The 26,706-nt window shown below is 40.2% G+C and carries 22 protein-coding genes and 1 tRNA gene; 10 read left to right on the forward strand and 13 right to left on the reverse strand.

Annotated features, from left to right (window positions below; genetic code table 11):
• The first annotated feature begins 110 nt into the window (after window positions 1-110).
• On the forward strand, window positions 111-566 hold the full coding sequence (locus EXE09_RS00465; protein ID WP_068973734.1) for a GNAT family N-acetyltransferase: 456 nt from the start codon (window positions 111-113) through the stop codon (window positions 564-566).
• 83 nt (window positions 567-649) lie between these two features.
• Here the strand turns inward: EXE09_RS00465 and hcaD are convergent, their stop codons facing one another.
• From hcaD to hcaE, 6 genes are all read right to left on the reverse strand, one after another.
• A complete protein-coding gene (hcaD, locus tag EXE09_RS00470) occupies window positions 650-1,885 on the reverse strand; it encodes a 3-phenylpropionate/cinnamic acid dioxygenase ferredoxin--NAD(+) reductase subunit (protein ID WP_130115979.1) in 1,236 nt (411 codons plus the stop codon).
• Window positions 1,886-1,901: 16 nt separating this feature from the next.
• Complete coding sequence (locus tag EXE09_RS00475) at window positions 1,902-2,864, reverse strand: 3-carboxyethylcatechol 2,3-dioxygenase (protein ID WP_130115980.1); 963 nt, start codon at window positions 2,862-2,864, stop codon at window positions 1,902-1,904.
• 322 nt (window positions 2,865-3,186) lie between these two features.
• Window positions 3,187-4,002 carry a 3-phenylpropionate-dihydrodiol/cinnamic acid-dihydrodiol dehydrogenase gene (gene hcaB / locus EXE09_RS00480; RefSeq protein WP_130115981.1) on the reverse strand — a complete coding sequence of 272 codons (816 nt, stop codon included), beginning with the start codon at window positions 4,000-4,002 and terminating at the stop codon, window positions 3,187-3,189.
• 2 nt (window positions 4,003-4,004) lie between these two features.
• Window positions 4,005-4,331 carry a 3-phenylpropionate/cinnamic acid dioxygenase ferredoxin subunit gene (gene hcaC / locus EXE09_RS00485; RefSeq protein ID WP_068973738.1) on the reverse strand — a complete coding sequence of 109 codons (327 nt, stop codon included), beginning with the start codon at window positions 4,329-4,331 and terminating at the stop codon, window positions 4,005-4,007.
• Window positions 4,331-4,849 (reverse strand): 3-phenylpropionate/cinnamic acid dioxygenase subunit beta, encoded by a 519-nt coding sequence (gene hcaF / locus EXE09_RS00490; protein WP_068973739.1) that lies wholly within the window; start codon window positions 4,847-4,849, stop codon window positions 4,331-4,333. Before hcaF ends, hcaC begins: the two co-directional genes overlap by 1 nt.
• Window positions 4,846-6,213 (reverse strand): 3-phenylpropionate/cinnamic acid dioxygenase subunit alpha, encoded by a 1,368-nt coding sequence (gene hcaE / locus EXE09_RS00495; RefSeq protein ID WP_130115982.1) that lies wholly within the window; start codon window positions 6,211-6,213, stop codon window positions 4,846-4,848. Before hcaE ends, hcaF begins: the two co-directional genes overlap by 4 nt.
• A gap of 282 nt (window positions 6,214-6,495) precedes the next feature.
• Here hcaE and hcaR point away from each other — a divergent pair, with 282 nt between their 5' ends.
• From hcaR to EXE09_RS00515, 4 genes are all read left to right on the forward strand, one after another.
• Window positions 6,496-7,401 (forward strand): DNA-binding transcriptional regulator HcaR, encoded by a 906-nt coding sequence (gene hcaR, locus EXE09_RS00500; RefSeq protein ID WP_068973741.1) that lies wholly within the window; start codon window positions 6,496-6,498, stop codon window positions 7,399-7,401.
• Window positions 7,402-7,694: 293 nt separating this feature from the next.
• The gene (locus EXE09_RS00505) at window positions 7,695-8,375 is read left to right on the forward strand and encodes a DUF1345 domain-containing protein (protein WP_416332359.1); all 681 of its coding nucleotides are present in this window, start codon (window positions 7,695-7,697) and stop codon (window positions 8,373-8,375) included.
• A gap of 166 nt (window positions 8,376-8,541) precedes the next feature.
• Window positions 8,542-8,805 (forward strand): type II toxin-antitoxin system Phd/YefM family antitoxin, encoded by a 264-nt coding sequence (locus EXE09_RS00510; RefSeq protein WP_068973743.1) that lies wholly within the window; start codon window positions 8,542-8,544, stop codon window positions 8,803-8,805.
• Window positions 8,789-9,052, forward strand: coding sequence for a Txe/YoeB family addiction module toxin (locus EXE09_RS00515; RefSeq protein ID WP_087552210.1), 264 nt, complete (start codon window positions 8,789-8,791; stop codon window positions 9,050-9,052). Before EXE09_RS00510 ends, EXE09_RS00515 begins: the two co-directional genes overlap by 17 nt.
• Window positions 9,053-9,147: 95 nt before the next feature.
• Here the strand turns inward: EXE09_RS00515 and EXE09_RS00520 are convergent, their stop codons facing one another.
• Window positions 9,148-10,005 carry an alpha/beta fold hydrolase gene (locus EXE09_RS00520; RefSeq protein ID WP_130115984.1) on the reverse strand — a complete coding sequence of 286 codons (858 nt, stop codon included), beginning with the start codon at window positions 10,003-10,005 and terminating at the stop codon, window positions 9,148-9,150.
• 369 nt (window positions 10,006-10,374) lie between these two features.
• Window positions 10,375-11,667 carry an OprD family outer membrane porin gene (locus EXE09_RS00525; RefSeq protein WP_130115985.1) on the reverse strand — a complete coding sequence of 431 codons (1,293 nt, stop codon included), beginning with the start codon at window positions 11,665-11,667 and terminating at the stop codon, window positions 10,375-10,377.
• A 501-nt stretch (window positions 11,668-12,168) separates the two neighbouring features.
• On the opposite strand from EXE09_RS00525, the gene EXE09_RS00530 reads away from it, so the two are divergent.
• Together EXE09_RS00530 and EXE09_RS00535 are read left to right on the forward strand one after the other, a co-directional pair.
• Window positions 12,169-13,509, forward strand: coding sequence for an amidohydrolase (locus EXE09_RS00530; RefSeq protein ID WP_130115986.1), 1,341 nt, complete (start codon window positions 12,169-12,171; stop codon window positions 13,507-13,509).
• Between the two features lie 141 nt (window positions 13,510-13,650).
• Window positions 13,651-14,835, forward strand: coding sequence for a porin (locus tag EXE09_RS00535; RefSeq protein WP_130115987.1), 1,185 nt, complete (start codon window positions 13,651-13,653; stop codon window positions 14,833-14,835).
• Window positions 14,836-14,942: 107 nt separating this feature from the next.
• Here EXE09_RS00535 and dmpG read toward each other — a convergent pair whose 3' ends face one another.
• The 5 genes from dmpG to EXE09_RS00560 form a co-directional block, all read right to left on the reverse strand.
• Entirely contained in the window at window positions 14,943-15,962 is a 1,020-nt protein-coding gene (dmpG, locus tag EXE09_RS00540; RefSeq protein ID WP_087552215.1) for a 4-hydroxy-2-oxovalerate aldolase, read from the reverse strand.
• 11 nt (window positions 15,963-15,973) lie between these two features.
• On the reverse strand, window positions 15,974-16,873 hold the full coding sequence (locus EXE09_RS00545; protein WP_130115988.1) for an acetaldehyde dehydrogenase (acetylating): 900 nt from the start codon (window positions 16,871-16,873) through the stop codon (window positions 15,974-15,976).
• 71 nt (window positions 16,874-16,944) lie between these two features.
• Window positions 16,945-17,754: a fumarylacetoacetate hydrolase family protein gene (locus tag EXE09_RS00550; protein WP_068973751.1), complete on the reverse strand. Its 810-nt coding sequence runs from the start codon at window positions 17,752-17,754 to the stop codon at window positions 16,945-16,947.
• Between the two features lie 488 nt (window positions 17,755-18,242).
• Entirely contained in the window at window positions 18,243-18,911 is a 669-nt protein-coding gene (locus tag EXE09_RS00555) for an HAD-IA family hydrolase (protein ID WP_130115989.1), read from the reverse strand.
• 107 nt (window positions 18,912-19,018) lie between these two features.
• The gene (locus EXE09_RS00560) at window positions 19,019-19,969 is read right to left on the reverse strand and encodes an RluA family pseudouridine synthase (RefSeq protein ID WP_130115990.1); all 951 of its coding nucleotides are present in this window, start codon (window positions 19,967-19,969) and stop codon (window positions 19,019-19,021) included.
• Window positions 19,970-20,771: 802 nt separating this feature from the next.
• On the opposite strand from EXE09_RS00560, the gene EXE09_RS00565 reads away from it, so the two are divergent.
• From EXE09_RS00565 to EXE09_RS00575, 3 genes are all read left to right on the forward strand, one after another.
• Window positions 20,772-24,182: an Rne/Rng family ribonuclease gene (locus tag EXE09_RS00565; protein WP_130115991.1), complete on the forward strand. Its 3,411-nt coding sequence runs from the start codon at window positions 20,772-20,774 to the stop codon at window positions 24,180-24,182.
• Window positions 24,183-24,465: 283 nt separating this feature from the next.
• Window positions 24,466-26,307: a long-chain-acyl-CoA synthetase gene (locus EXE09_RS00570; protein ID WP_130115992.1), complete on the forward strand. Its 1,842-nt coding sequence runs from the start codon at window positions 24,466-24,468 to the stop codon at window positions 26,305-26,307.
• A gap of 214 nt (window positions 26,308-26,521) precedes the next feature.
• Window positions 26,522-26,597: transfer RNA gene (locus EXE09_RS00575), tRNA-Lys, on the forward strand.
• The last annotated feature ends 109 nt before the right edge of the window (window positions 26,598-26,706 follow it).

Consider the following 26,706-nt stretch of genomic DNA (forward strand, 5'->3'; position numbering starts at 1 on the left):
TTCATCAAATACATCGATTTGATTTTTATACCGATATTCATTCATATTAGCGAAACAACATGTGATTTTTCTTTATTTTTTGTTTCTTTTCACACTTGAGTGAATGTTTTATGGAAATAGACCTGAACCATATTCTGGACACATCATCAAAAGATCATCCGCAACTCTTAAAAATCTGGGAAGATTCTGTTCGCGCAACACATGATTTTTTAAATGAACAACATATTGTACAAATTAAAGAGTCGATCATTCAGCATCATTATTTTGATCACGTACAATTGTTTCATGTGGAACGAGATGGAAAAATCGCGGGATTTATGGGTTTGGCATATCAGAAAGTTGAAATGTTATTTGTCGATCCACAGTTTTTCGACCAAGGCATTGGTTCTATCCTGATCAAAAAAGCTTTTGAATTGGGAGCACATGAAATTGATGTCAATGAACAAAATCAACGTGCTTTGAATTTCTATCTTAAACATGGGTTTAAACAAATTGCGCGTTCTGAATTAGACTCAGAAGGTCGCCCATTTCCTATTCTACATCTACGTTTTCCAAACCATTGTTAAATTCATTTGAAAATCGAAACATAAAAAAACTGAGCATAAAACCTGAGTAAAATCACTCAGGTTTAAGATGACAAAAACCAAAATTATTTCAATAACTTACGTAGTTCTTGGCTCATATCCAAATGCTTATCTGCTTCAAAATTAGCTTGTTTGCTAATAAGTTTTTTCAAAAGACGCATCTCTTTAGCAGCATTGACGGTAATACCGCCCACAATCACACCATCCGTTATACCAAATAGGATGAATGAAGATTCAGCAGCCAATTCAGCGTTCATTTCACCACGAATGTGCCATTCAGCAGCAGCCATATCGCCAACAAACTGATAATTAATATTCAGTTGATCTGTCCAAAACCATGCAGGATTTGGCGTTGGATGTTCAACACGCATCACGTGACGAGCAAAAATTCCTGCTTGCAGATTAGCATTTTCCCAAGTTTCTACACGACCATATTGACCATTGCCACGTAACTGAGTCGCCACATCACCCGCAGCATAAATATCAGTATGTGATGTTTGACAGTTTTCATTGACCAGAATGGCAAAATCAACATTTAAACCTGCATCAATTGCTAATTGTGCATTTGGGATAATACCAATGCCGTAAATAACCGCATCTGCACGAAGTCCTTCACCCCCCTCAAGTGTGATAACCACTTCTTCACCCTCAAGCTGACAGTTTGAAATTTTTGTCTCTAAACGAACATCCACACCTGCAAGACGTTGTTGTGCCAAAAGGAACTCGCTCAAGATCCGTGGAGATGAACGTCCCATCACCATGCTGCCCATTTCAATGACTGTCACTTGGCAATCTTTAAAACGTGCCGATGATGCAAGTTCTAAACCGATTACACCACCACCGATTAAGACAATACGGCGACCTGCTTGTAGTACGGGAACAAGGGCTTGAGAATCTTCAAGGTTACGTAAGGTATATACGTGTTTGCCTAATGCATCGAAATTCGGTAAGCGACGTGCCGCACCACCTGTGGCAAGCAGTAACTTATCAAAGGCAATTGTTTCACCATTTTTAAGTTCAATACTTTTTGCCTCAGCGTTGATTTTCACCACACCATTGCCACGAATATGTTCAACGCCCAAATCTGCCAATTTCTGTTCTGACAAAATCTCAATTTTGGTTTCATCAGGTTTTAAAATCACGTCTTTTGATAAAGGTGGGCGTTCATATGGCAGATGGGGTTCATCTCCCACCAAAATGATCTTGCCTTCATATTTGTTGGCACGAAGTTCTAAAATGGCGCTCGCACCTGCTTGACCTGCACCAACAATAACAATGGTTTTCGTCTCATTTTGGCTCATGGGAGATTTCCTTTATTTATTTCAATTCAGCAGATACGATGCCGAAGCCCGCAATCCACTCACTAATATCTTCGTAGCAATGTGTGGTCATGTCGTATTCACCCACTTCATGCATCGCAGCAAAGGCTGCCATCCATGAACGAACTTCTTGACCGCCACGTCCGCCATCTTTACGGATTTCCGCCTCACTCATCGCTTCAATGCTTGCAAAGTCGGCTTTGGCAAAAGTTTCAAGCAAGGCACGATCCCATTCAGGATTTAGTGGCACAGCCACAGAGGTATCACCTGCTGCCAACTTTTGTCCTACCGCAATAATTTTGCCTTGACGTGTATTGCGTGACTCTTCACTTGGATTACGTCCACATATCAAAAATTCTTCCACTTCAGGTGGTACTGAACCCATTTGTGGTGTCGGTGGATCGTGTGATAAGCCACCTGTTCCAAGAATCAAAATACGTTCATTTTCAAGGTTCAATGATTTAACAAACTGCCCGACTGCACGACCTAAAGCCACTGTGCGTTTGGTAGTGGGCATCGGTGCAGCTGCACCATTGATGAAAATAGGAATGGTTGGGTAGCGATCTAGTTTTCCACCGCATAAAAAATGTAGAGGCTGTGTCACACCATGATCGGCTTGCATACGGTATGAATAGGCAACATCGACGCCTTCATCTAAAACACGACGCACCAAATGAATTGCTGTTTCTTCAGGTACATCAATTTTATTGTCAATTTTGCCATAGTCCCAATCGCCTGCCGCTGTAGCACGAATCCCCACGCAGAAACTCGGCATCAGGTCATAGAAGAAACCATTAAAATGATCAGGACCGAATGTGATGATTAAGGTCGGATTGTATGCTTCAACTGCTTTGGCAAGTTGAGCAAAAGTCTCACGAACTTTTTGTTCTTTGTATTGTTGTTGCGGTGAAGCAAATTCCATCAATGGACTGTGCGATGCACATATGAGCTTAACAGGCATGTTGGACTCCGAAATAGAAGTAATAGCTATACTTCTTAATCTTCCCTCTGACAGAATATATTTCTCAGCTTCTGAAAAAGAAGAGTTTTTCTGCAAAGGGAAATTTAATTTATTAATTAAGCTTCTTGCGCAAGTCAAAATGTTCAAACTTTTAAAGTCAAAACATATTCGAAAGCATATCGGGAGTTCCTTCTCCCTTTGGGAGAAGGCTAGGATGAGGGGCTTTTAAATATAAAACCTCTCCCTAACCCTCTCCTTAAAGGAGAGGGAACTTTCAATATTGATTTAATAATCATTTTGAATTTTACAAAATTCAAAATGATTACTCATCAAAGAAACCTGCACGCGGTTGGCGTAATCCACGAATCCCCAAACCACATTCCGCATTGATTAAAACACCCGTCAGTGGACGGTTGTTCTGACGGGATGCCAGTAAAACGTAAGAACCAGTCATATCTTCGGGTTCTGGTAAGAAGTTGAGCGGCATACCGCGGGCAATCTTCTCAGGATCACGTGCATCCAATAAGCCTACATTTTCCTGACCTAAAGATGCCGCACCTTTGATATTGACATTCATACCTGAGGGCGCAACGGCATTCACTCGTACTTTAGGCGCAAGCTCATAGGCCAATTCTTTCATAATTCCAACCCCTGCATGCTTAGACGCTGTATATACAGGGCCTCCGCCTGCTGAGTACAAGGCTGAATTAGACAAAGTAAATATGATAGACCCTTCAGAAGCGATCAATGCATCAAGCGCAGCCTTAGCTCCAAGGATTAAAGACTTGGTATTAATGCCCATAATCTCATCAAATGCTTTCTCAAGTTGTTCACCTGAAGTATTGACGATATCTGCGTAATGATCCCAAATTCCTGCATTACCCACGAAGCAATCAAGTTTACCAAAGCGTTCAACGGTGGCATTTACCGCACGGACATTGTCTGCATAGTTGGCTACATCGCCCTCAATTGCTAAGACTTGACCACCGAAATGTTCATTTAAAGCATCCACTTTGGCTTTTGAACGCTGAAGCACTGCAACCTGTGCACCTTCTTCAATAAAGCGTTCCACCAAAGCCCAACCTAAACCTGAACCACCACCGGTAATCAGTGCAACTTCGCCTTGTAGCCAACCCATGCTTATTCTCCTGCCATTTCTACAAACAATTGACCATCTTCCACAATCACAGGGAATGTTTTGATTGGATCAGTTGCAGGTAGACACAATGCTTCACCTGTTTTTAAACAGAAACGAGCTGAATGTAATGGACATTCCACCGTGCCATCATCTTCAAGATAACCTTCAGACATCGATGCATTGCCATGTGAACAACGGTCATTCATGGCAAAGAATTCACCGTTGTTATTGAATACTGCCAATGCTTCGATACCATTGACACCACATTCTACTTTCAGTGCTTCGCCTTCATCTAACTCGTCAATTTGGCAAACAAAAATTTTATTCATCAGAAGAACACGCTCAAGTTGTGTGAGTTATACGTCACTTGGTCTAGGGTAATTTTACGGTTGAAAATCTGCCATCCTAAGCCGCCTTCAACTTGGCGAAGTTTGTCATGACGTTTACCGCAGTAAATCGTCACATCTTTCTCTTTCTGTGTACGGTAAAGTAAATAGGTGACGTAAACATCGTATTCGCCATCTACTTCGGTCGCTTCAACAATCACGTTTGAAACCATGTGCGTGGTACGTGATGGAGGTTCTTCCGCCCAAGCCATACCTGTTTCAAGGCGTGCTACACGGCGTTCCAGCAAATGTTTGTTGTCGTTAAATACCCATGTGGTTGGTGGTTCAACAGAACGACGACGGTCACGGGTTTGTGCATTTGGTGTGGTGCGAAGCGTATAAGAAATATCTTCTGCGAAGACATCTAACCATTCACGGAATTTCCAATCATCGAGTAATTTTGCTTCACGATATAAAAATTGGCTGATTTGGTGTTGTAATTCGAGGCTGACTAAACTCATTTCACAAGCTCCTGCTCATATGCTTCTGCCGCAGCTTCGACATCTTCCCATTTTTCATGAATCAGTAAGTCTGCCCAACGACGGTACATGCCACGTGCGGCTGTTTCTGAGAAAATGTAGTTGGTAATCCCAGGAATATCATCTTCACGGACTTTCTCATTGCCTAAACCCATTTCCATAATGAGTTGGTTTTTACGTGCTTTGTAGCCACGAAGTACTTTTTGAATCTCAATCCAGTTCTCAGAGTCATCTTGTTCCAAGAAACCCGCAGGACCAAAGGCACGTGTCGCAGAACGCTCAAACGCTTCTTTCACTTCTTGTGATGCTTCGGCATCGGCAATACAGAATGCCCAGACTTCTGTTTTGTTTGGACCACGTGGATGCCATACACGAAGTGTTGCTGTACCATTCAACCATGACAATGTTGGGAACATGGTGTTATGACCTGCAAGACGTAAGGCACGAACTTCACCTAAACGTTCTTTGACTTCATCAAATGTTTCACGGAAATAGTTGGCAACCTCACCGTCCACCCAGACGTTTGCATCAGGTTTCTCGGTAAAGAAAAAGCCTGAACCATGACCACGTGAACCGTATTGAATTGCGTCTTTGGCTGTTTCCCACACAGGACGAGCGGTTTGGGCAGCACCTAATTTTTTAGAGCCTTCATCGTCAGGTTTTGCACCTAAGACTTGAATCGCAGAAGCATGTGAGAATAAAGCGTGATATTGGTCAGAGGCAAACTGTTCTGCTGCAAATTTCCAGTTACACTCGATTTCCCACTTGTGTACACCCCCGATGATTTCAGTACCACCTGGACGACGGTCTAATACACCATCTAAATACCAAGCAATATCACCCATATATTCTTCAAGATCAGGTGTGCTTTCATCCCAACAACCAAAAATTAAGCCCTTATAAGATTTGACGCGGTTAACTTCAATCAAGCCCCATTTTTCTTTACATGCACCTTGTGGAAATGCACGATCTTCAAGTGGAATATCTTTCAGTGAACCATCAACACCGTATGACCAACCGTGATATGGACATGTGAATGCACGGGTATTACCACAGTCTGCAAAACTGACACGCATTGAACGGTGACGGCATTGGTTCAATAATGCTTTGATTGAGCCATCTTTTTGACGCACCACAATGATCGGATCTTCACCCATGTAAGTGTTGAAGAAATCACCTGCTTTTGGAATTTGGCTTTCATGGCAAAGGAATAACCAAGTACGACCGAAAACTCGCTCTAATTCCAACTCATACAAATCTGGATCTGTATAAATAGATGGCGAGATACGTCCATTTTGTGCATCGACCAAAGCATCGATTTCACGTACATCAATTTTTCCACTCATGAAAGCTCTCCTGCGACAAACGTGGGGTCACAAACAAATTGACTCAACTTTGCACAAATCATCGCTTTTGAGACGAGTTTTAGGGAAATATTTATTTTGTTTTAATTAATACCTTTTTTGAATTATTAGCAGCGTTATTTTCTATATTAGAATGGCAATGCTTTTGCAGACTTCATTTATTTTCTAAATGGCATAATCATCTTCACGCCATAGTTGTTTATAGATTATACTCTCACAGCTTATTAGTAAGACATTTTTTGGATTACTCTTTGGACGAGTTATATGGAATTACGACATCTAAGATACTTCATTACTGTGGCTGAAGAACTCAACTTCAGTAAAGCAGCATTGAAACTTTATACCGCACAACCTTCTCTCAGTCAGCAAATCAAAGACCTAGAAGAAGATGTCGGCGTCAGACTACTGAATCGCACTAAACGTAAAGTTGAACTGACCGAAGAAGGTGCTGTTTTTCTAGAACAAGCACGCTTAACTTTGGCACAGGCAGACAAAGCCGTGGCAATGGCACGTCAAGTCTCCAAAGCCAAACAACAGTTACTTCGTATTGGCTTCGTTCCTGTCGCTGAGATGAAAGTTTTTCCTTATGTACTGCCTAATTTACGGGTACAAAATCCTGATCTTAAAATCGAATTATTAAGCTTAAACAACCTTGAGCAAATGCGTGCAATTAAGAAAGGTGAATTGGATGTCAGCTTTACCCGACATAACTTTCACAATGATGAAATTGAAAGTAAATTTGTCCTACGTGAACCTTTGATTTTTATTTTACCCAAAGATCACCCTTTGGCGAAGTATGAACGTATTCCTGTTAAAGCATTGAATGGTATTGATTTTATTATTCCTGCCGAAGAGCAATCAGGTACGTTGCACAACGCTATTTTAGACTTTGCCAAACAGAATAATATTGAATTTAATATCGTGCAAAAAGCCGATAATATTTTGTTTAATATCAACTCGATTGGTATGGGCTTAGGCTGCACCATTTTACCAGGTTATATTGCACCACTCACCATGAGCAACACGGTCATTCGCCCACTCGATGTAGAGCTTCCCTATTTAGATTTGTATGTCAGCTACCGTAAAAATATGGATTCTGTCGCTGTACAAAAATTTATGGAACTATTAACAAAGGTATTTTATCTCGATATCAATCGTTCAGATCGTTAATTTTTAACCATCTCATACATCTTGCTTTTTGCACCATTATTTATTTTTAAAATAATGGTGGCTAAATCACAGAGAACCTATTCACACTTTCCAACAATAAGTATAAATGAATAAGTCTGCTTTTATTTTTTACGAATGAATCTAAACACTTCATCTTTTTTTATACGCATCAGTTTTGTCAGTCTTTCTCATTAACTTTGCTATTGACTACAACTTAAGTCTAATCACCTCTCACAAATTCAGCTAAGATATTTATACATAAAACATAACAATTTTAAGTTTGGGTGATGTTGATGAGGACAATACATACGTTTCACCGCTTCAAGTCAGGAGTGCAATCTCGTCCTTACTTTTTTATAAGCTTCATCATCACAGCCCTGCTCTATGTAATGATCGCTTTTTCAACAGATTGGAATTGGTCTACAAATCTATTATTCAGTTGGAATATTGCTATTTTTGTCTATCTTATTTTGACCATGAAAACATTATGGACAACCAATCGAGCGCATATTTTAAAACGAGCACAGCAACAAGATGCCAGTAAATGGATCATCCTATTTTTAGTCATTTTAAGCCTGATCATGTGTTTTATTGCGATTATTATTGAATTAACACATTTGCCAAATGATCATATGGTCAAATTAGGGCATTTGATCTTAGCAATGGTCACCATCATTTTCGCATGGTTATTTATGCACACCATTTTTGCGATTCATTATGCACATGACTTTTATTTAGCAGTCGCCAATCATCAAGATGGGGGCTTAGATTTTCCCAAAACACCTGAACCCACTTATCCAGAATTTATATATTTTAGTTATGTGATTGGCACTTCTGCACAAACTGCTGATGTTTCTTTAACTTCAAGTTCAATGCGTACACTGAATATTTTACATATCCTTTTGGCGTATGGGTTTAACACCACAATTTTGGCGATCTGTATTAATGTCGCAGCGAGTTTTATTATGAGCTGAGTAACAAAATACTCTTTCATTTACTTCCCATTATAAGTGCTACTTTGACATCACGACCTTATATCTTTACAACATGTACAGAATATTGTACATTTATTTTATACTCCATCGTGTAGATGGTTTAGATTACTTATTCATCGCCCATAGTGGTGATCGAGGTATTTAAATGCATGTATTTACATACACAGATGCACGTAACAATCTAAAAACTGTTTTAGATAAAGTAATAGATGATGCCGATGTCGCTGTAATTACTCGTAAAGAAGGACAACATGCCGTTGTCATGGGACAAGATTATTACAATAGCATCATGGAAACATTACACCTGTTATCTTCTCCAAGTAATGCTGCTCATTTAGCAAAATCAATTGCTGAATTACGCGCATCGAAAGCAGTCGAAAGAGAACTTTTAGATGACACGACTGACTAGCTTCACGCCTACAGCTTGGGAAACTTATATTTATTGGCAAAGCCAAGATAGAAAAACGCTCAAAAGAATCAATACTTTAATCAAAGAATGTCAACGTACGCCCTTTGAAGGTATTGGGAAGCCTGAAGCTTTACTCGGTGATTTATCTGGATTATGGAGCAGACGTATAGATGAAAAGAATCGACTGGTCTATGAAGTCACAGATACAGCCATAACCATAATTTCCTGCCGTTATCACTATGAATAAAAGCATGAGCTAATCAATGCTTTTATTACAACTCTACTCAAAGGACTAAAAAAGGACAGCTTTCGCCATCCTTTGGGTAAATCAATATAGAAAATTTACACACCACGTGCAGTTAAATAATCTTTAATCACGGTATTAAATTCTTCAGCTTTTTCTACTTGTGACCAGTGACCACATTGACTGAAAATGTGTGCATCGGCATTTGGCACAGTATTTAGAATGTCCCATGAACGAGATACTGGAATCACCACATCCTGCACACCATGAATCAACAATACAGGTACAGTAATGTCTTTCATTTTTTCAAAATCGAGTGGAAATTCAAAACGATCACGGTCACGTGCGCCAACCACATCCATTAAACGATTTGATGCATAGTCATTTGCCGCAGAAGCAAAACGTACTTTCACCAATTCATCTGTAATCAAGTCTTTGTTTACCACAAACATGGACAAGGTTTTTTTGATGCCTTCTTCTGTCAATACAGGATTTGCATGCGCTTTCAGTGCTGCTGTTTGTTTTGCACCACCTGTACCCATAGACACAATACCCAAAACACGCTCTGGATAATCAAGTGCCAATTGGAAAGCCAACCAACCACCTAAAGAGTTACCCACTAACCACGTTTTTTCGATACCCAAAGCATCTAAAGTACGTACCGCATGATCGACCCAAGCACGAATACCATAAGCAGTATCTGGTGCAACAACAGTTTGACCATAACCAATCGTATCAATTGCGATACAACGTGCTTGCTCACCAATTTGTGGCAAATTTAACCACCAGTTTGCAGCTGCAGAAACACCTGTACCTGAACCATGTAAAAACAGAATCGGTGTACCCTCACCTATTTCATGATAATGGGTAAGTTCACCCTCAGCTGTTTCAATCCATTTGTCTTCCAAACCGAAGAATGCATCAGTTTTATAATCTGGGATTTGTACAGTACTCATACCTATTCCTTTACAGTCTATCTATGGGTTGAATCCATTTAAAAACGCATCAATATGGATTCAAACTGACTAATTTACAGCTTCATAGTACCTGTGAATTTGAGTGAAATTGATACTTAATAACGATGACAAACTACAAAAAAACGATAATTTAAATGACTGTTTTCAATGTGTTTTTAATAGAATTTGTTTCAACAAGATCTGAATCAATATTGAATATTCCCTCTCCTGAGCAAGTTTTAAAGCACTGCTTTAAAATGAAGCGCAAGTGAGGGTTAGGGAGAGGTCTTATATTTTATTTGCAATAAATATAACACTTACACCCTATTCTTAAATGGATACGCGTAAGTAATTACATACAAATTTAAGTTAAAAACGATAGGTATACGTCGTCGCAATACGATTCTCTGTTAAATCCACAAATCCAGGTACATTGGCATAATTCACATTGATATACATCCATTGAAAACCAAGACCTTTAAGCTTACCCTCAGGAATTACATAATTTACAATCAAATTATCTTCCTGTTCCTTACCACGTGTACCATTGTTATTTTTAATATTTGAACCATCATAATGACGTGCAGTCACAGTCAAACCTTTGGCAATCGTATCTTTAAAATCATAGGTATAACCTAAACTCCAAGAACGCTCATCTTTACGAATAAAGCTCGCCACTGACCAATTCACCAAATACGGCTGTGGCACCCAACCTGAAAGTGTCGAGAACATCGCATTCACATTGCCCGTATCACCAAAAATCTGTTGATAGCCTGCATCTATCGTATGGTTGTCATGTGTCCACGCGCCACGCAAAGATAAGGCTTGGTTATCAATTGCACCATAAATCGCATCACCTGAATCTTGGTTATCGAAATAACGGATATGGGTCGCGATTTTATTGTGCTCATCCAGCTTTTTATTAAAAGCCAAACCGAGATAATTTTGGCGGTAAATATTTTCTACATCCGCATAGAAATAGCTTGCTGCCAACTCAGGTGTCACTTGATAGTCCACACCTGCGATTAGCATACTTTTGCTATCGCCTTCACGAACTTTACCTTTATCCGTATTTAATTCATTGGGCCACAATCCAAAATCATGCACCTGATTTTCATAACGTGCATTGACACCATCTAAATAGCCCAAAGTGAGTTTGGTATTTTTAAGGTCTTTAGATTCTAACCAAGCACCCTCAAATGTGGTGAGTAATTGGCGTGATGGGTCGAAATGCACCACAGGTGACATCGGTAAAATTTCACCCACTTTCAGTTCTGTTTGGCTGATTTTCGCTTTTAAAGTCGCACCCAATTTTGCATTATCACGGGCTTGCTCTTTGCTGTTGTAATCGTATGGCATGACATAGTCATTATCACCACGATCTCCACTTAAACGTAGAGCATATTGTGCCAAAACATCCACACCCACTTGCACAGGACCAAGTTCTGCATAACCAGATTTAGCATCCAATGTTACTGCCTGTGACCAACTACCAAAATCTTGAGGCTTAGTTTTATCAGGTTGATCAATTTGACGATCTAAGAAAAAGTTGCGAAATTTGAGCTGAACTTGACTGTCTTCTACAAACGCTGCATGCGTTGCCGTTGTCCCTAAAACTGCTGTTGCAGTACACATTGCTATCCATAATGATTGACGGCGCATCGTTGCTTTCCATAAAACAAAATCTGAGCGGACATCATGCGGAACTCTAGTTTTCGATAAAATCCGACTACAGTATTAAGTTTTATCTATGTTTTAACCACTCATCGTGGCATGATCTTTTTTTATTTATTTTTAATATATTTAAACAATAAGTCTTTTTTTAACCAATATTTCTCTTTAAGATTTTATCCTCACAAAATAATAGAGATTATTAACAAATAAATAAGATGATTATTATATTATGAAATCTTTTAGCGTTTTTAAGTTTAAAAATATTTTTAAATTTGCATTTTTATTTTTTTTATTTATAAGAAATAGCGTTTAAGTCAAAGGAATTTTCTATAGCAATTTATTTTACAGTCCACCCTTAGATTTAAATAACCACAAGCTAAACACATTATAAATATCATATTTTTATACCCACAAAGTATTTGAATCAAAAAGCAGACCTCAGTAAATTGAGTTGCGCTTTTCACAACTACTTACAGGATGTAAAACCTTATGAAAAGAATTCAGGCAGCATTACTTGCAACACCTTTATTGATTTTATCTCAAATCAGTTCTGCGGATTGGGTCAAAGACGCTGTCATTAAAACAGAACCTCAAACCATTCAATTACGCCATCAAATTCATCAACATCCTGAACTTGGCAACATGGAGTTTAATACTTCTAAATTAGTTCAAAAAGAACTCAAATCATACGGGATTGAAGTTAAAACTGGATATGCAAAAACTGGGGTAGTCGGTGTTCTCAAAGGTGCTTTACCTGGACCAGTGATGGCTTTACGCGCAGATATGGATGCCTTACCTGTTGAGGAAAAAACTGGTTTAAGTTTTGCCAGTAAAGTTAAGGCGCTCTATCAAGGAAAGCAAGAATCAGTGATGCATGCTTGTGGACATGACACACATACCGCAATGTTACTGAGTGCTGCCAAAGTTCTCGCTGAAAATAAGGATAAACTTGCGGGTACTGTCGTTTTTGTTTTCCAACCTGCTGAAGAAGGCGCAGCAGACATCGATAATTTTACCCAAGGTGACCAAATTGGTTCTCGTAAAATGATCGCTGATGGTGCTTTTAAGCAGAACAAACCCGAAGTTATTTTTGGCATTCATGTGATTTCAGGCATGCCAACTGGCAACCTGTTCTATAAAAGTGGTGCAATTTTAAATAGCGCAGATGAATTCCGCATTAAATTAACAGGTCAACAAGTTCATGCATCTATGCCATGGGCTGGAACTGATCCGATCGTGACTTCTGCTCAAGTGATTACCAATTTACAAACGCTCATCAGTCGCCAATCTAATCTAACCAAAGGCATGGGTGTTGTGAGTGTTGGACAAATTTCTGGCGGAACTGTGAGCAATGTTATTCCTGAGGAAGTTTCAATGGCGGGAACAATTCGTACAAATAACGAAGCTATCCGTCAGAATATTTTGAAAAAACTCCCAGAAATGGTGAAATTTACGGCACTAGCAAATAATGTGAAAGCCAATGTAGACATTTCATCTTATGCACCTGTGACCACAAATGATAAAACTTTAACTGAACTTACAGCACCAGCGCTCGAAACTGCGGTTGGCAAATCTCAATTACACCTCTTGGATAATAATGCGAGTCCAAGCGAAGACTTTGCCTATTATGGGAAATTAATGCCATCACTTTTTGTTTTCCTTGGCGCAACACCTGCTGACCAAGATATGGCAAAAGCCGCACCTAACCATAGTTCAGAATTTGTTGTCGATGATGCAACCCTAAAAACTGGGGTAGAAACACATGTCCGTTTTATTTTGAATTACCCATCTATTGCCAAGCAAGTTCAAGCTTCATGGAAAGCACAATAAGCTCTTTATTCAAAGCTTTTCACATCTAACTTTCGATCATTAACCGCACAAACACTCAATTTCAAAATGAAATTGAGTGGATTAACTTTGCCTATTTTTAGGCAATTTATTTCAAAACATCTTAACAAAGGACTTATTAAGATGAATAAAATTTTCACTCTACTTGCGCTTTCTACGCTCATTACTACCAGTTCTGTATATGCAGGAACAATCAATATTGGTGATTCAAAAACGGATTTAGGCGGCTTAAATATTGGAGGTGCTGTTCGTGGTGCTTATGTTTACAAAGACTTCGCCGATGATGTGAGCGAAGGCTCAACCAATGGGCAATTCAAATTTCTTGATATCAAGCTGATGTTAAATTATGAAAATCCCAATTGGCTTGCCTCTTTTGAAGCGCGTTGCTACCAACATGATCGTTTATGTGATGCGATCTTTGTCCGTGATGCTTGGCTTGGCTATAAACTCAATGAACATAGCCGTATTTCAGCTGGACAACAAGATGTTGAGTTTGGTTTTGGTCGATACTGGGGGAATACCAACTATGGTTCGCTCTTTTCATCAATGGGCTTTGAAGGTGTAGAAAACGTCGGTGTTAAGTACAAATTAAATCAAAATGATTATGCATTTACACTCGGATTTTATCCAAAAGATGGTGGAAATTTTAAAGGTGTCAGTAAAGATTCAAGCCGTTATGGTGTGAGTTATGTTGAGGCAGATGACATTGAAAATGGCACACATATTGAGGAAGAAAATATATGGGCTACACGCTTTGCCAAAACATTTAACATAGATTCAGAAAAAAACTTTAAAACTGAAGTGGGTGCTTCATATTTACACTCTGACTTAGACAATCGAATCAGTGGTGAAACGGGTAAACGAGACTCTTGGAATGCATTTGCAACAACGGATTATCAAAACTGGCAGTGGTTGATTATCGCAGGGCAACAAAAAGTAGATAATGCAGATGCATTACGTCCACACGATTCAACCTTAGGTGCTCGAGATTACTCTTATCAAGTTGCAAATGATGGCAAGTTTATGTTGAACGAAATCAATTACTCAATTAAACAACCTTTTGAAAATGTGCCTGAAATTAAACCTTATCTGTCTTATGGAAAATACTATAAGGATCAACAAGGATATCTAGATTCAGAACGAATCAATGCGGGTGTATATTTCTTCTATAAAGACATTGGCGTTCAAGCAGAATATATCATCAGTAAAAATGACCCTGCTGTCGGTGGTAGTAGCACTTCACTTGCTCAAGGTGACAATCAGGACACCAATAAAATGTTTGCTTTTTCAATTGGGTATTTTTTCTAAAATTTAATACTTGATTTGATATTTGAGATTAAATTTCCCAATCCATAAAAAGTACAGGATCAACCCTGTACTTTTTTCTTTCTTGAACAATATTGCTCATCAGCGTTTTAAGCATTCGCCTCTTTAGCTTTAGACATAGTCAATGCAAGATCTTCGATCATATCTTCCTGACCACCCACCGTACCACGACGACCCAATTCAAGTAGAATTTCACGAGCTGATACGCCATATTTAGCTTCAGCACGTTTCGCGAATAATAGAAATGAAGAATACACGCCGGCATAACCCAAAGTCGCTGCATCACGATCCGCACGAATCGGTTGTTGCATCATCGGTACAATCAATTCTTCAGCAATATCCTGTACTTTGAACAGATCCACACCTGTTTCCATCTGCATACGGTTCGCTACAGCAACAAACAGCTCAAGTGGTGTATTACCCGCACCTGCACCCAAACCTGCAGAAGCCAAATCGACACGTTTTGCACCTGCATCAACTGCAGCCACAGAGTTTGCCACACCCATACCTAAGTTATGGTGACCGTGGAAACCGATTTCGATTTCTGCTGCTAAATTTGCACGCAAGATTCCGACACGATCAGTCACATCTTGTGGAAGCATATAACCTGCTGAGTCAGTCACATAAATACAGTTCGCACCATAAGACACCATTTTCTGTGCTTCTTCGAGTAATTTCTCAGGAGTAGCCATGTGTGCCATCATCAGGAAGCCCACAGTATCCATACCAAGTTTACGCGCAGCAGTGATATGCTGTTCTGAAACATCCGCTTCCGTAGAATGCGTTGCCACACGAATGGTTGCGACACCCACATCATGCGCCATTTTCAAATGGTCAACCGTACCGATACCAGGAAGTAAAAGCGCTGAAACTTTAGCTTGTTTTAAATTCGGAATAACCGCTTTTAAATATTCTTCATCAGTTGCAGCAGCAAAGCCATAGTTGACTGAGTTACCACCCAAACCGTCACCATGTGTCACTTCGATTAACGGTACGCCCGCATCATCGAGTGCAGTTGCAATGGCAACCATTTGCTCAGGGGTTGTTTGATGGCGCATCGGGTGCATACCATCACGTAAAGTCATATCATTAATAATAATCTTAGACATGAAGATGCTCCTTATGCTTCTACTTGGTTAGCGATCAGACGTTCTGCAAACATTTCTGCGGTACGTGCAGCAGCTGCGGTCATGATGTCGAGGTTGCCTGCATATTTAGGTAAATAGTCACCCAGACCTTCAACTTCCAGGAACATAGATACGCGGTTGCCATCAAATACAGGACCATTCACTAGTTTATAACCTGGTACATATTTCTGAACTTCCTTGATCATGGCATGCACAGATTCAGTGATTGCAGCCTGGTCAGGCTCACCTTCCACCAGGCAATGCACTGTGTCACGCATCATCAGTGGTGGCTCAGCTGGGTTAATGATAATGATCGCTTTACCTGCTTTTGCACCGCCAACTTGCTCAATTGCACCCGCAGTGGTACGTGTAAACTCATCAATATTTTTACGTGTACCAGGACCGACAGATTTGGTTGATACCGTCGCAATAATTTCACCATACTCAACCGCCTGAACACGTGAAATCGCAGCCACCATCGGAATAGTCGCCTGACCACCACAAGTCACCATATTTACATTTGGCAATTCACCTTGTTCAAGCAAAGCCTCAAGGTTGACAGGTGGAACACAGAATGGGCCAATTGCCGCAGGCGTTAAGTCGATCATCTGTACGCCAAGCTCGTTGAGCTTACGGCTGTTTTCAGCATGTACGTATGCAGACGTTGCATCGAAAGCGATTTTAATGTCGTCAGCAATGACGTGAGGAAGCAGACCATCCACACCTTCAGCAGTGGTTTTAATCCCCATTTTTGCAGCACGTGCCAAACCTTCAGATGTTGGGTCAATCCCCACCATCCATACAGGTTCTAAAAACTCACTGCGTTGTAATTTATAAAGTAAATCAGTACCAATATTCCCTGGACCGATCAATGCACATTTAATCTTTTTCATGAACAATATCTCTTAACGCTAAGTTGTAAAATGCAGGCGTTGTAAAACTTAAGACCTGGTAAAATTCAATTTTATTCAGCCGCAAAAGCCGCAGTCACTGAACCAAAACCTTCAATTTCCACAACAAATTCATCACCCGCATGTGCCACAACCATTGGCCCAAGCGCACCAGTCAAAATAATGTCACCTGCCAGAAGTGGACGACCACGACGTACCATTTCATCTGCTAACCAAACAGCTGCATTCAATGGGTTTGAAAGACATGCTTTACCCACACCTTGAGAAACCACTTCACCACTACGCGTCATGGTCATTTTGCAATTTACAAGGTCAAGATTTTCAAGTTTCACAGGCTTAGAGCCGAGGACATAGGCTGCAGAAGACGCATTATCAGCAACAGTATCAATCAGTGAAATTTTCCAGTTTTCGATACGGCTATCGACCACTTCAACTGCAGGCAAGGCATATTCAGTCGCACTGATAATGTCTGCATAGGTGTGTTTTTCCTGGGTTAGATCTTTATTGATTACTAACGCAATTTCAGCTTCAACTTTCGGCTGAATCAATAAACCTGCAGGAATGGCTTCACCATCACCAAATGCCATATCTGCAAACAGCATTCCAAAATCTGGAGAATCAACACCTAACTGCTTTTGCACTGCAATTGATGTCAGACCAATTTTGCGCCCTACTAAACGACGACCCTCAGCAATCGCACGTTTGGTATTTTCTTCCTGAACGGCATAGGCGATATCTACATCGGCACTTTCACCCCCAAGTTGTGGACGAACAGGCGCTATCGCCGTTTTTGATAATTCAGCTTCTCTTAAAGCCAAAGCAACCGATTCAACACTTGTTTGAACAACAGCAGAATTCGACATCATGTTTCCTTAAACTGCAAAATGGACTGAATACCGTTTTAGATGGCTGAATCTCGACATTACCCAATGAGAGATTTTGCTTGAATGATCAGATCAATCTCTGCAGTTCTACTGCATCTGAACACCATTTTTCTTTAAAACGTGTACTTTTATGAACAGTTTAAGCATCGGTAAATTGCTGTTTTTGTGCCAATACTTATTTTATTTATGACAATAGTTAGAACCTATAAATCTTTATCCATATTTTTAGATGAATAAACAAGCGTTAAAAATCAATTAGAAATACCCGTAAATTACTCAGAATTCAGGTCGTTGTTATTTTTGAGGGAACTTTATTCTACGACTAAAAGCTAATATAGAGATGAACAAAAAATGACTTTTTCAGCCGAGAAATAACAGAGCAATACAATCTTTTAAATATGAAAAAAGGGCAAAAGTGAATGACTTTGCCCTTTTCTTTATGAGAATGAAGCGACGATGGATATTGATTAAACCACGTCTTTAAGCTGAACCTGTTGAAGTAAAAAATCATGCAAAGTGCTGACATCATTTGCAATCGTTAATGGATTAAAGCTTTGTAAAACATCAATACGATGTACCCCATAACTCACGCCTACACGTGGCATCGCAATGTTTTTCGCCATTTCCAGATCATAAGAAGTATCACCGACCATAATCGCACGATCAGCCTGAATCCCTGTGTGTTGTAAAATTTCAGCCAACATTAATGGATCAGGTTTGGACTTGGTTTCACTCGCTGCACGGGTCACAGCAAATAAATCATGACTATTGGTTTGCCCTAAAACACGATCTAAACCTTTACGACTTTTCCCTGTTGCCACTGCCAATTTGATGCCTTGATCATGCAAATCATGCAACATTTCTGACACACCTGCAAACCACTGATCACCTTTGGAATGCTCAACATAATGATCACCATAGCATTTTAAAATTTCTGTATGCAGTTCAGGCACAGTTGGAAATAAAACCTGAGCCACTTCAGGCAAACCTAAACCGATAATACTTTTTGCAGCTTCAGGTGTTAAAGGTTGCTCAAATTGCTCAGCAGCAAACAATAAACTCGCCACAATCTGCCCGACAGAATCAAACAGTGTCCCATCCCAGTCAAAAATAATCAGTTCTACAGGTTTTTGCATGTTTATTTCCAATAAGTTCCCTCTCCTGAGCAAGTTTTAAAGCACTGCTTTAAAACGAAGCGCAAGTGAGGGTTAGGAAGAGGTAAAAATTTCTCAAATACTTTTAATTACGCAACAGGCTTATCCGCTTTCTGCGATCTTAACTGCGCCACCAAACTCTGCATATCTTCAGGCAAAGGCGCTTCAATCACAGGATAGCCTGGAATTTCCAAACGCATCGCATGCAGACACAAACGACGTGGATTTGGTCCACGATATTCAGTTTCATGCCCATACTTATCATCCCCAACGAGTGGATGACCAATACTCAAACCATGTACACGAATCTGATGGGTACGCCCTGATAGCGGTGAGGCATGTACCAAAGTTGCATGCATAAAGCGTTCAGCGACTTTCCATTGTGTCTTGGATTCTTTACCGTCTTTTGACACACGTACACGACGTTCGCCATTTGCCAATTCATAGCGCAATAAAGGTTGATCAATCAATTGATTGTCTAAGCTCACCTGACCTTTGGCAATTGCAGCATAAGTCTTACGAATTTTATGTTCACGCAACAAATCTTGTAGCGTTTTGAGTACGCTACGCTTTTTACTGATCATCACCAAACCAGATGTATCACGGTCAATACGGTGAATCAGTTCCAGATATTTTTTACCTGTTGCAGCTCGCAAACCTTCAATCAAGCCATACGCCACACCACTACCACCATGTACTGCGATGCCTGAAGGTTTATTGACCACCATTAAACCTTCATCTTCATAGACCACACGGCTTAATAAACTTTGCGCCACCTTATCTGACACAGGCACAGCAGACTCATCTTTTTGCTCAAAGCGAATCGGTGCAACACGGATCTGATCGCCAATCGCGAGCTTGGTTTCAGCCTTAACGCGTTTTTTATTGACACGAACTTGACCCTCACGAATCAAACGATAGATGCGGCTTTTTGGCACACCTTTTAAACGTGAAAATAAAAAATTATCAATACGTTGAGCTTCCTGATGTTCGTCGACTTCAAACCAGGTGACACTTTGCCAGTCTTGCGTAGAATTCATACAGTTACGATGACCTAATAAAACGAAATTTTGATTAAAAACTGATCACTTAGACTATACATTTCATACAAAATAACCGTATAGCCCATAGGCAGATGATGCAAGGTTTGCTATAGTCAGCGCACGGATACCACCGTAAGTGAACTTTATTATCTGTATTTCAGAAACTTTTGAAACAAAAAACTTTTTGAAAGCACAGACAGAATAAAGCATTCACCCAAAGCTCGGAATGGTCCCAAAAGAATACGCCGACGCCGAAGGCTTTATTATATCGGCAAAAAGACAAACTGTTGCGTTTAATTGTACTTAAAGTACAGAAATCGGTTTGTTTAAAAATATATGTCGCCAAACTGGTCATTATCCAGCATTTGGTTTTTAAACATAAACTGATACACATCAGCCAAGTCGCTTTAGAGTGTTATTCAGGACATAAGTGTCTGAGGTATTGGAACTGCACATTTTGTAAAGATACGATGATAATTCCGTATCAAGACGCACTCACCAAAGTTGAGATGATCTTCGAGCAATGTGACAGTGAAAGACGATCAAATCCGTCATCCAATGCACCACTTTCAGTGCCAGTGAAAACCTCAAAACTTTAATTGTGCAAAGATTAAAGAAAGTATTGCAACATCAATACGGAAATACAGGTATCAAACCCTCGCCTGAGCTCACAACTCAGTCAGCAACTTAAATCATACTGGATGTTTTTGGTTTAAGTCTTGATCCAATATTTTAGATGTTCGCTTTATTTAGATAAATAGCGAGTTGTTGGTGTGGATCACTATTAGGTGTTACACCCATGAAACGTATGTTGATCAATGCAACACATGCCGAAGAAGTTCGCGTTGCACTCATCACTGGTCACCGTCTTTACGATTTCGACTTAGAAAATCGTACACGTGAGCAAAAGAAAGCCAATATTTATAAAGGTCATGTCACTCGCGTAGAGCCTTCTTTAGAAGCTGTATTTGTAGAATATGGTGCAGGTCGTCAAGGCTTCTTGTCGATGCGCGAAATTGCCAATACTTATTACAAAGCAGATCCTCGCCAAACTTCAAATATTCGTGAATTAATCACGGAAGGTACAGAACTTCTTGTTCAAGTTGAAAAAGAAGAACGTGGCAATAAAGGTGCTGCCCTTTCTACTTATATTTCACTTGCAGGTCGTTATTTGGTACTTATGCCAAACAACCCTAAAGGTGGCGGTATCAGTCGTCAAATTTCAGGTTCAGTTCGTGAAGAGTTGAAAGAAATGTTGGCGTCTTTAAATACTCCTCGTGGGATGAGCGTGATTGTTCGTACCGCAGGTATTGGTCGTTCACAAGAAGAATTACAACTCGATTTACAACATTTATTAGACCTTTGGGCGCAAATCCAGGGGACTGCAAATTCTGGTCCATCTCCAATGTTGGTGCATCAAGAAGCAGGTGTAGTAACACGTGCGATTCGTGATTACCTACGTGATGACGTTGCAGAAATTTTAATTGATTCTGAGCAAGCCTATAACGAAGCATATAACTTTGTTAAAGCGGTAATGCCAAACCAACTCGACAAACTCAAAACTTATACTTTAAATGAACCATTGTTCGCTCATTTTGGTATCGAAAGCCAAATCCAAACGGCTTATGAACGTGAAGTAAAACTTCCTTCCGGTGGTTCTATTGTCATCGACCAAACTGAAGCATTGGTTTCTATTGATATTAACTCTGCGAAATCTACCCGTGGTCATGATGTTGAAGAAACAGCATTAAGTACTAACTTAGAAGCAGCTGAAGAAATTTCTCGTCAACTCCGTTTACGTGATATTGGCGGTTTAGTCGTGATCGACTTTATCGACATGACCAAAGAACGCAACCAACGTATGGTTGAAGCGAAACTTCGTGAAGCGACGCAAAGCGATCGCGCACGTATCCAATTCGGTCAATTATCACGTTTTGGTTTAATGGAAATGAGCCGTCAACGCTTACGCCCATCACTTGAAGAAGCAACAGGTTATGTCTGCCCTCGCTGTCATGGCACAGGTATGGTACGTGACTTACGTTCGCTTTCTCTTTCAATCATGCGTAAAGTTGAAGAGATTGCACTCAAAGAACGTCATGGTGAAGTTCAAGTTGAAGTGCCTGTAGAGATTGCAGCATTCTTATTGAATGAAAAGCGTCACAGTCTTGTTTACTTAGAACAAACCTCAAATGTACGTGTGACTGTATTGCCACATCCACATTTAGAAACACCACATTACGAAATTTCATATAACCCTGAAGGCTTTGCGCCAACAAGCTATGAACGTACTGAAGCAACTCGTTCAAGCGAAAAAGAATTGGGTTATGAGTCATCTGAGTGGCATTTAGAAGAAGAGCAAGCACATCAGCACACTGCTGCGCCTGTTCAAACTCAAAACAATAAGCAAGGCAAAAAACAACAAAGCCAACCACAAGCTCAGCAACAGCAAAGACAACAAGCTGTTCAAGCTCAAGTTACGCAACCATCATCAAGCCCATGCGCTTGGTTAGAAAACTTGTTCGTCCAAAAACAAGCAGCAACTGTAGATCAGTCACGTACTGCGAATAATGCAGCAGCGTCTATTGAACAAATGGTCAATGGTGGTGCTGTAAGCCGTGGTCAATTCGGTCAAGTCAATCAAGTGCCTTCTGCACCAACGATTGAAGCACGTGTTGTACCTGAAACCAATGCTTACCTTTCACACGCGCCTGCTCAAAAGCAAGAACCACGAGAGTATGAAAAGCATGTTGAACGTGAGGACAAACCTCAACGTAACAACAAAAACAAAAATCGCAATAAGCACAAAGAGCAACGCGATCAATCAAATGATCAACATCAGGTGATTGAAGAAGTTGTTCAGGTGACTCGTCAGGAACAACGCCAAGAGCAGCGTCAGGACAATCGCCAAGAACAACGTGATCAACGTCGTCAGCAAAAACAACAACGTCCTCAGCATGAACAACATGCAGATGCGAACAATAATGCTGAACAAGCTGTTCCACGTCGTGACCGCAATCAACAACAGCGTCCACAACGACCAAACCGTCATCGTGACCACAGTGTGTTTAATGGTGAGCAACAACCTGCTCAAGTGAATACACCTGCTGTTGAAACACAACAAGCGGCTCAAAATCAACAACCTAAAGTTGAATTCGTTGATGCGCCTCAACAGGCTCAATTAACTACAGCTTTGGTTGTAAATATTGATCAAGCGCAAAGTGAAATTGTGGCATTAACACCGCCTCAACAAGCACCTGCACCTGCGAAGCAACAAAAGCATCGTCGTGAAGCTAAAGCTGAAGTTGCCGTTGAAGCACCAACTGCTACACCAGAAGCAAATACGACACCTGTAGAGCAAGCACCTGTTGTAGAAGTTCAAGCTCAACAACCTGTTCAACGTGCGAGTAATGACCCGCGTCAAAAGCGCCGTCAACAACGTGAAGCCGCTCAAGCCAAAGCTGCTGCACCAAAACTTAATCCGTCTCAAGTACCGACCTTAGGTCAGTATACTGTACGTAGCTTGATTACTCATGTTTATGGTGATGATTGTGCTGTATTGATTGAACAGTTTGGATTAATCCCAACGTTCAACCGTGCATTGGCGAAGTTCACAGAAGAATATGCTGCAATACTTACTGTTGTAGAAACTTCTGAACCTGCGGTTAAACAACCAGTGACACGTGATGTTGCTGTGACTAAAGCTGCACCTGAAGCTGAGCCTGCGGAAGTGTTAGACCTAACACCACCAAAGCCAGAAAATGACCGTCGTGTAGCTAATGATCCACGTGAACGTCGTCGTTTAGCCAAACAAGCGGCTGCTCAAGCAAAGCAAGAGCATCAAGCTGAAGTTGTGAAAACAGCTGAATCTGATGTTGTTGAAGCAGCACCTGTTCAAGCTGAAGCAACAACTGAAACTATCGCAACTGAGACTGAAGCAACCACACCAGTTGAAGCAGTAGAAACAGAAGCTGCACCAGTGGTTGAAGAAGCAAAAGTTGAAGTTTCAGTAGAAACTGATGCTGTTGTTGATACAACAAAAGAAGCCGAAGCTGAAAAACCACAGCAATCGCTTGCATTGGAAACAGCTGAAACTGTGAAAGATGAAGCAACGCAACAAGCTGAGACTGTTGCGACAGATGAAAAACCTGCTCGTCCACGTCGCCCACGTGGTCGTCCACCAAAAAAAGCAACACCACCAACAGCTGAATAACTAGTAATTATTTGCTCAAATGCTGTTGTTTAAAAAGAACCTAGTCATTTCGATGGCTAGGTTTTTTTGTTATTTTGAATAAATTACAAATACATTTGTCAGATTAGGTTGATTGCACTAGACCAAATCTATTAAAAAGACAGCTGTATAGAGTTATTTTTATTCTTTATATTATGCTTAACATGAAAATACTTAATGTTCGGTCTAATATTAAGCATAAATATGGTTTGCAAATTAGAAGCAAATAAATTGTATCGGATGACGAAAAATAAATAGGATTGATATGAGCCAAACCACACAGACCGATTTGATCGGTTTTGCTGATGTAGCAGAGCGCTTGCCAAAATTCATCAATAAAATTCCCAATCTACTCAGCGGGCTGAAACAAGCTTATATCAGAACGCCGAACTCGCCTGCTGGTCTTGGTCTTGCATTTGAACGCGCAACAAAGAACAACCCTTATGGTGATGCGTTATTGTTTGAAGAGCAACGCTACAGCTATAAAGAGCTCAATAACTGGGCGAATCAAATTGCACATTTTTATCTTTCAATTGGGATAAAAAAAGGCGACACCGTTACAGTAATGGTTGAGAATCGTCCTGAACTCTTAGCAACCATTATTGCCTTTGCTAAACTCGGCGTGACTTCAGCGCTCGTCAATACATCGCAAACTGGTAAGGTACTGACACATAGCATTAACCTTGTAAAACCCGTTGCTATTGTTGTTGGTGAAGAATGTCGAGTAGCCGTCGATGAAATTCGTCAAGACTTAGCGATTCAACCTGAAAATTTCCACTGGTTTGCAGATCAAGAAACGCAAAAAGATGCAGGAAAAGCACCAAAAGGTTATATCAACCTTGCTGAAGTTTTAGAACAATTTCCAAAATTTAATGTGCCTACGACACATAGTGTCAAAGGCAAAGACGGCTTATTTTATATTTATACCTCTGGAACGACAGGCTTACCTAAAGCAGTGATTTTCTCAAACAGCCGTTGGACACTGGCATACGGTACATACGGTCACGTACTTAATCTCAATGAAGATGATGTAATGTACTGCACCCTACCGCTTTATCACGCAACAGGTATGGTGGTGTGCTGGTGTGGTGCAATCGCAGGGAGTTCAGCCTTTGCAATTCGTCGCAAATACTCAACCTCAGCATTTTGGACAGATGTACAAAAATTTAATGCTTCTGCGATCGGCTATGTCGGAGAACTCTGTCGCTACTTGATGGATGCACCAGCCTCTGAAAATGACCATAAACACCGTGTAACCAAGATGATTGGTAATGGTATGCGTCCAAATATTTGGGGCAAATTCAAAGAGCGTTTTGGTATCCAAGAAATTCTTGAACTTTATGCATCAAGTGAAGGTAATGTCGGTTTTAGTAATATCTTTAACTTTGACAATACGGTTGGTTTCTCTCCTACACCGTATGCAATCGTTCAATTTGATAAAGAAAAGAATGAAGCCGTTCGTGATAACAAAGGGTTCTGCACAAAAGTTCAAAAGGGTGAAGTGGGCTTATTGATTGGTAAAATTACCAAACGCTCTCCTTTTGATGGCTATACAGACCCTGAAAAGAATAAATCCGTGATCATGAATGACGTCTTTAAAAAAGGCGACTCGTACTTTATTACAGGTGATTTGGTTCGTGATATTGGTTTCCGCCATGCACAATTCGTCGATCGTTTAGGCGATACCTTCCGTTGGAAAGGTGAAAATGTCTCAACCACAGAAGTTGAGAATATTTGCAGTGAATATCCAAAAATTACTGAAGCGGTGGTTTATGGTGTAGAAATTCCAAATACCAATGGTCGTGCAGGTATGGCAGCCATCACCTTACATGATGGACAAGAACTTACAGAACAAGATCTTAGCCAAATGGTTTCAGACTTCAAAAAGAACCTCCCTGCTTATGCAGTTCCCGTGTTCTTACGCATTCAAGAAGTGGTTGAAACGACGGGTACTTTTAAATATCAGAAGAATAAATTGAAGGAACAAGCCTTTGATCCTGCAAAAACTTCTGATCGTTTATTGGTTTTATTACCGAATGCCAATGCCTATTGCGATGTCACTTCTGAAATCTATGCCAATATTGAAGCGTATCAATACCGTTTCTAAATTCATATAAATATGACGATTCAAACAAAAAGCCCTGTTTTCAGGGCTTTTTTTATTTAATTTGTGTTATTTATAACCGAACGTTGCAAACTTTCTTATTTTTTACTTGCGCTCTATCAATATCTTGCTAAAATACGCACCATCAAACAAAGTGGTGTTTAAAACTTTTTTAGTTTCTTACACTGCGTATTCAATACTTTTGAATATCTGTTTAGGGTCGTTAGCTCAGCTGGTAGAGCAGCGGACTTTTAATCCGTTGGTCCCGCGTTCGAATCGCGGACGACCCACCACTTATTGTTTGACCTGCAAAGGATCTTAATCCGTAATCGCAAATATAGGCTATTTCATATACCTATAGAAAATCATAGATTTTCTCTTGCGTTCGGACGAAACGTTGTT

The sequence above is a fragment of the Acinetobacter sp. WCHAc060025 genome (assembly GCF_004209355.1).
Taxonomy (GTDB): Bacteria; Pseudomonadota; Gammaproteobacteria; order Pseudomonadales; family Moraxellaceae; genus Acinetobacter; species Acinetobacter wuhouensis.

Bases quoted from the DNA above. Each gene is read 5' to 3' on its own strand.
- EXE09_RS00465 (WP_068973734.1), top strand. From the start codon at position 111: ATGGAAATAGACCTGAACCATATTCTGGACACATCATCAAAAGATCAT.
- hcaD (WP_130115979.1), bottom strand. From the start codon at position 1,885: ATGAGCCAAAATGAGACGAAAACCATTGTTATTGTTGGTGCAGGTCAA.
- EXE09_RS00475 (WP_130115980.1), bottom strand. From the start codon at position 2,864: ATGCCTGTTAAGCTCATATGTGCATCGCACAGTCCATTGATGGAATTT.
- hcaB (WP_130115981.1), bottom strand. From the start codon at position 4,002: ATGGGTTGGCTACAAGGCGAAGTTGCACTGATTACCGGTGGTGGTTCA.
- hcaC (WP_068973738.1), bottom strand. From the start codon at position 4,331: ATGAATAAAATTTTTGTTTGCCAAATTGACGAGTTAGATGAAGGCGAA.
- hcaF (WP_068973739.1), bottom strand. From the start codon at position 4,849: ATGAGTTTAGTCAGCCTCGAATTACAACACCAAATCAGCCAATTTTTA.
- hcaE (WP_130115982.1), bottom strand. From the start codon at position 6,213: ATGAGTGGAAAAATTGATGTACGTGAAATCGATGCTTTGGTCGATGCA.
- hcaR (WP_068973741.1), top strand. From the start codon at position 6,496: ATGGAATTACGACATCTAAGATACTTCATTACTGTGGCTGAAGAACTC.
- EXE09_RS00505 (WP_416332359.1), top strand. From the start codon at position 7,695: ATGAGGACAATACATACGTTTCACCGCTTCAAGTCAGGAGTGCAATCT.
- EXE09_RS00510 (WP_068973743.1), top strand. From the start codon at position 8,542: ATGCATGTATTTACATACACAGATGCACGTAACAATCTAAAAACTGTT.
- EXE09_RS00515 (WP_087552210.1), top strand. From the start codon at position 8,789: ATGACACGACTGACTAGCTTCACGCCTACAGCTTGGGAAACTTATATT.
- EXE09_RS00520 (WP_130115984.1), bottom strand. From the start codon at position 10,005: ATGAGTACTGTACAAATCCCAGATTATAAAACTGATGCATTCTTCGGT.
- EXE09_RS00525 (WP_130115985.1), bottom strand. From the start codon at position 11,667: ATGCGCCGTCAATCATTATGGATAGCAATGTGTACTGCAACAGCAGTT.
- EXE09_RS00530 (WP_130115986.1), top strand. From the start codon at position 12,169: ATGAAAAGAATTCAGGCAGCATTACTTGCAACACCTTTATTGATTTTA.
- EXE09_RS00535 (WP_130115987.1), top strand. From the start codon at position 13,651: ATGAATAAAATTTTCACTCTACTTGCGCTTTCTACGCTCATTACTACC.
- dmpG (WP_087552215.1), bottom strand. From the start codon at position 15,962: ATGTCTAAGATTATTATTAATGATATGACTTTACGTGATGGTATGCAC.
- EXE09_RS00545 (WP_130115988.1), bottom strand. From the start codon at position 16,873: ATGAAAAAGATTAAATGTGCATTGATCGGTCCAGGGAATATTGGTACT.
- EXE09_RS00550 (WP_068973751.1), bottom strand. From the start codon at position 17,754: ATGTCGAATTCTGCTGTTGTTCAAACAAGTGTTGAATCGGTTGCTTTG.
- EXE09_RS00555 (WP_130115989.1), bottom strand. From the start codon at position 18,911: ATGCAAAAACCTGTAGAACTGATTATTTTTGACTGGGATGGGACACTG.
- EXE09_RS00560 (WP_130115990.1), bottom strand. From the start codon at position 19,969: ATGAATTCTACGCAAGACTGGCAAAGTGTCACCTGGTTTGAAGTCGAC.
- EXE09_RS00565 (WP_130115991.1), top strand. From the start codon at position 20,772: ATGAAACGTATGTTGATCAATGCAACACATGCCGAAGAAGTTCGCGTT.
- EXE09_RS00570 (WP_130115992.1), top strand. From the start codon at position 24,466: ATGAGCCAAACCACACAGACCGATTTGATCGGTTTTGCTGATGTAGCA.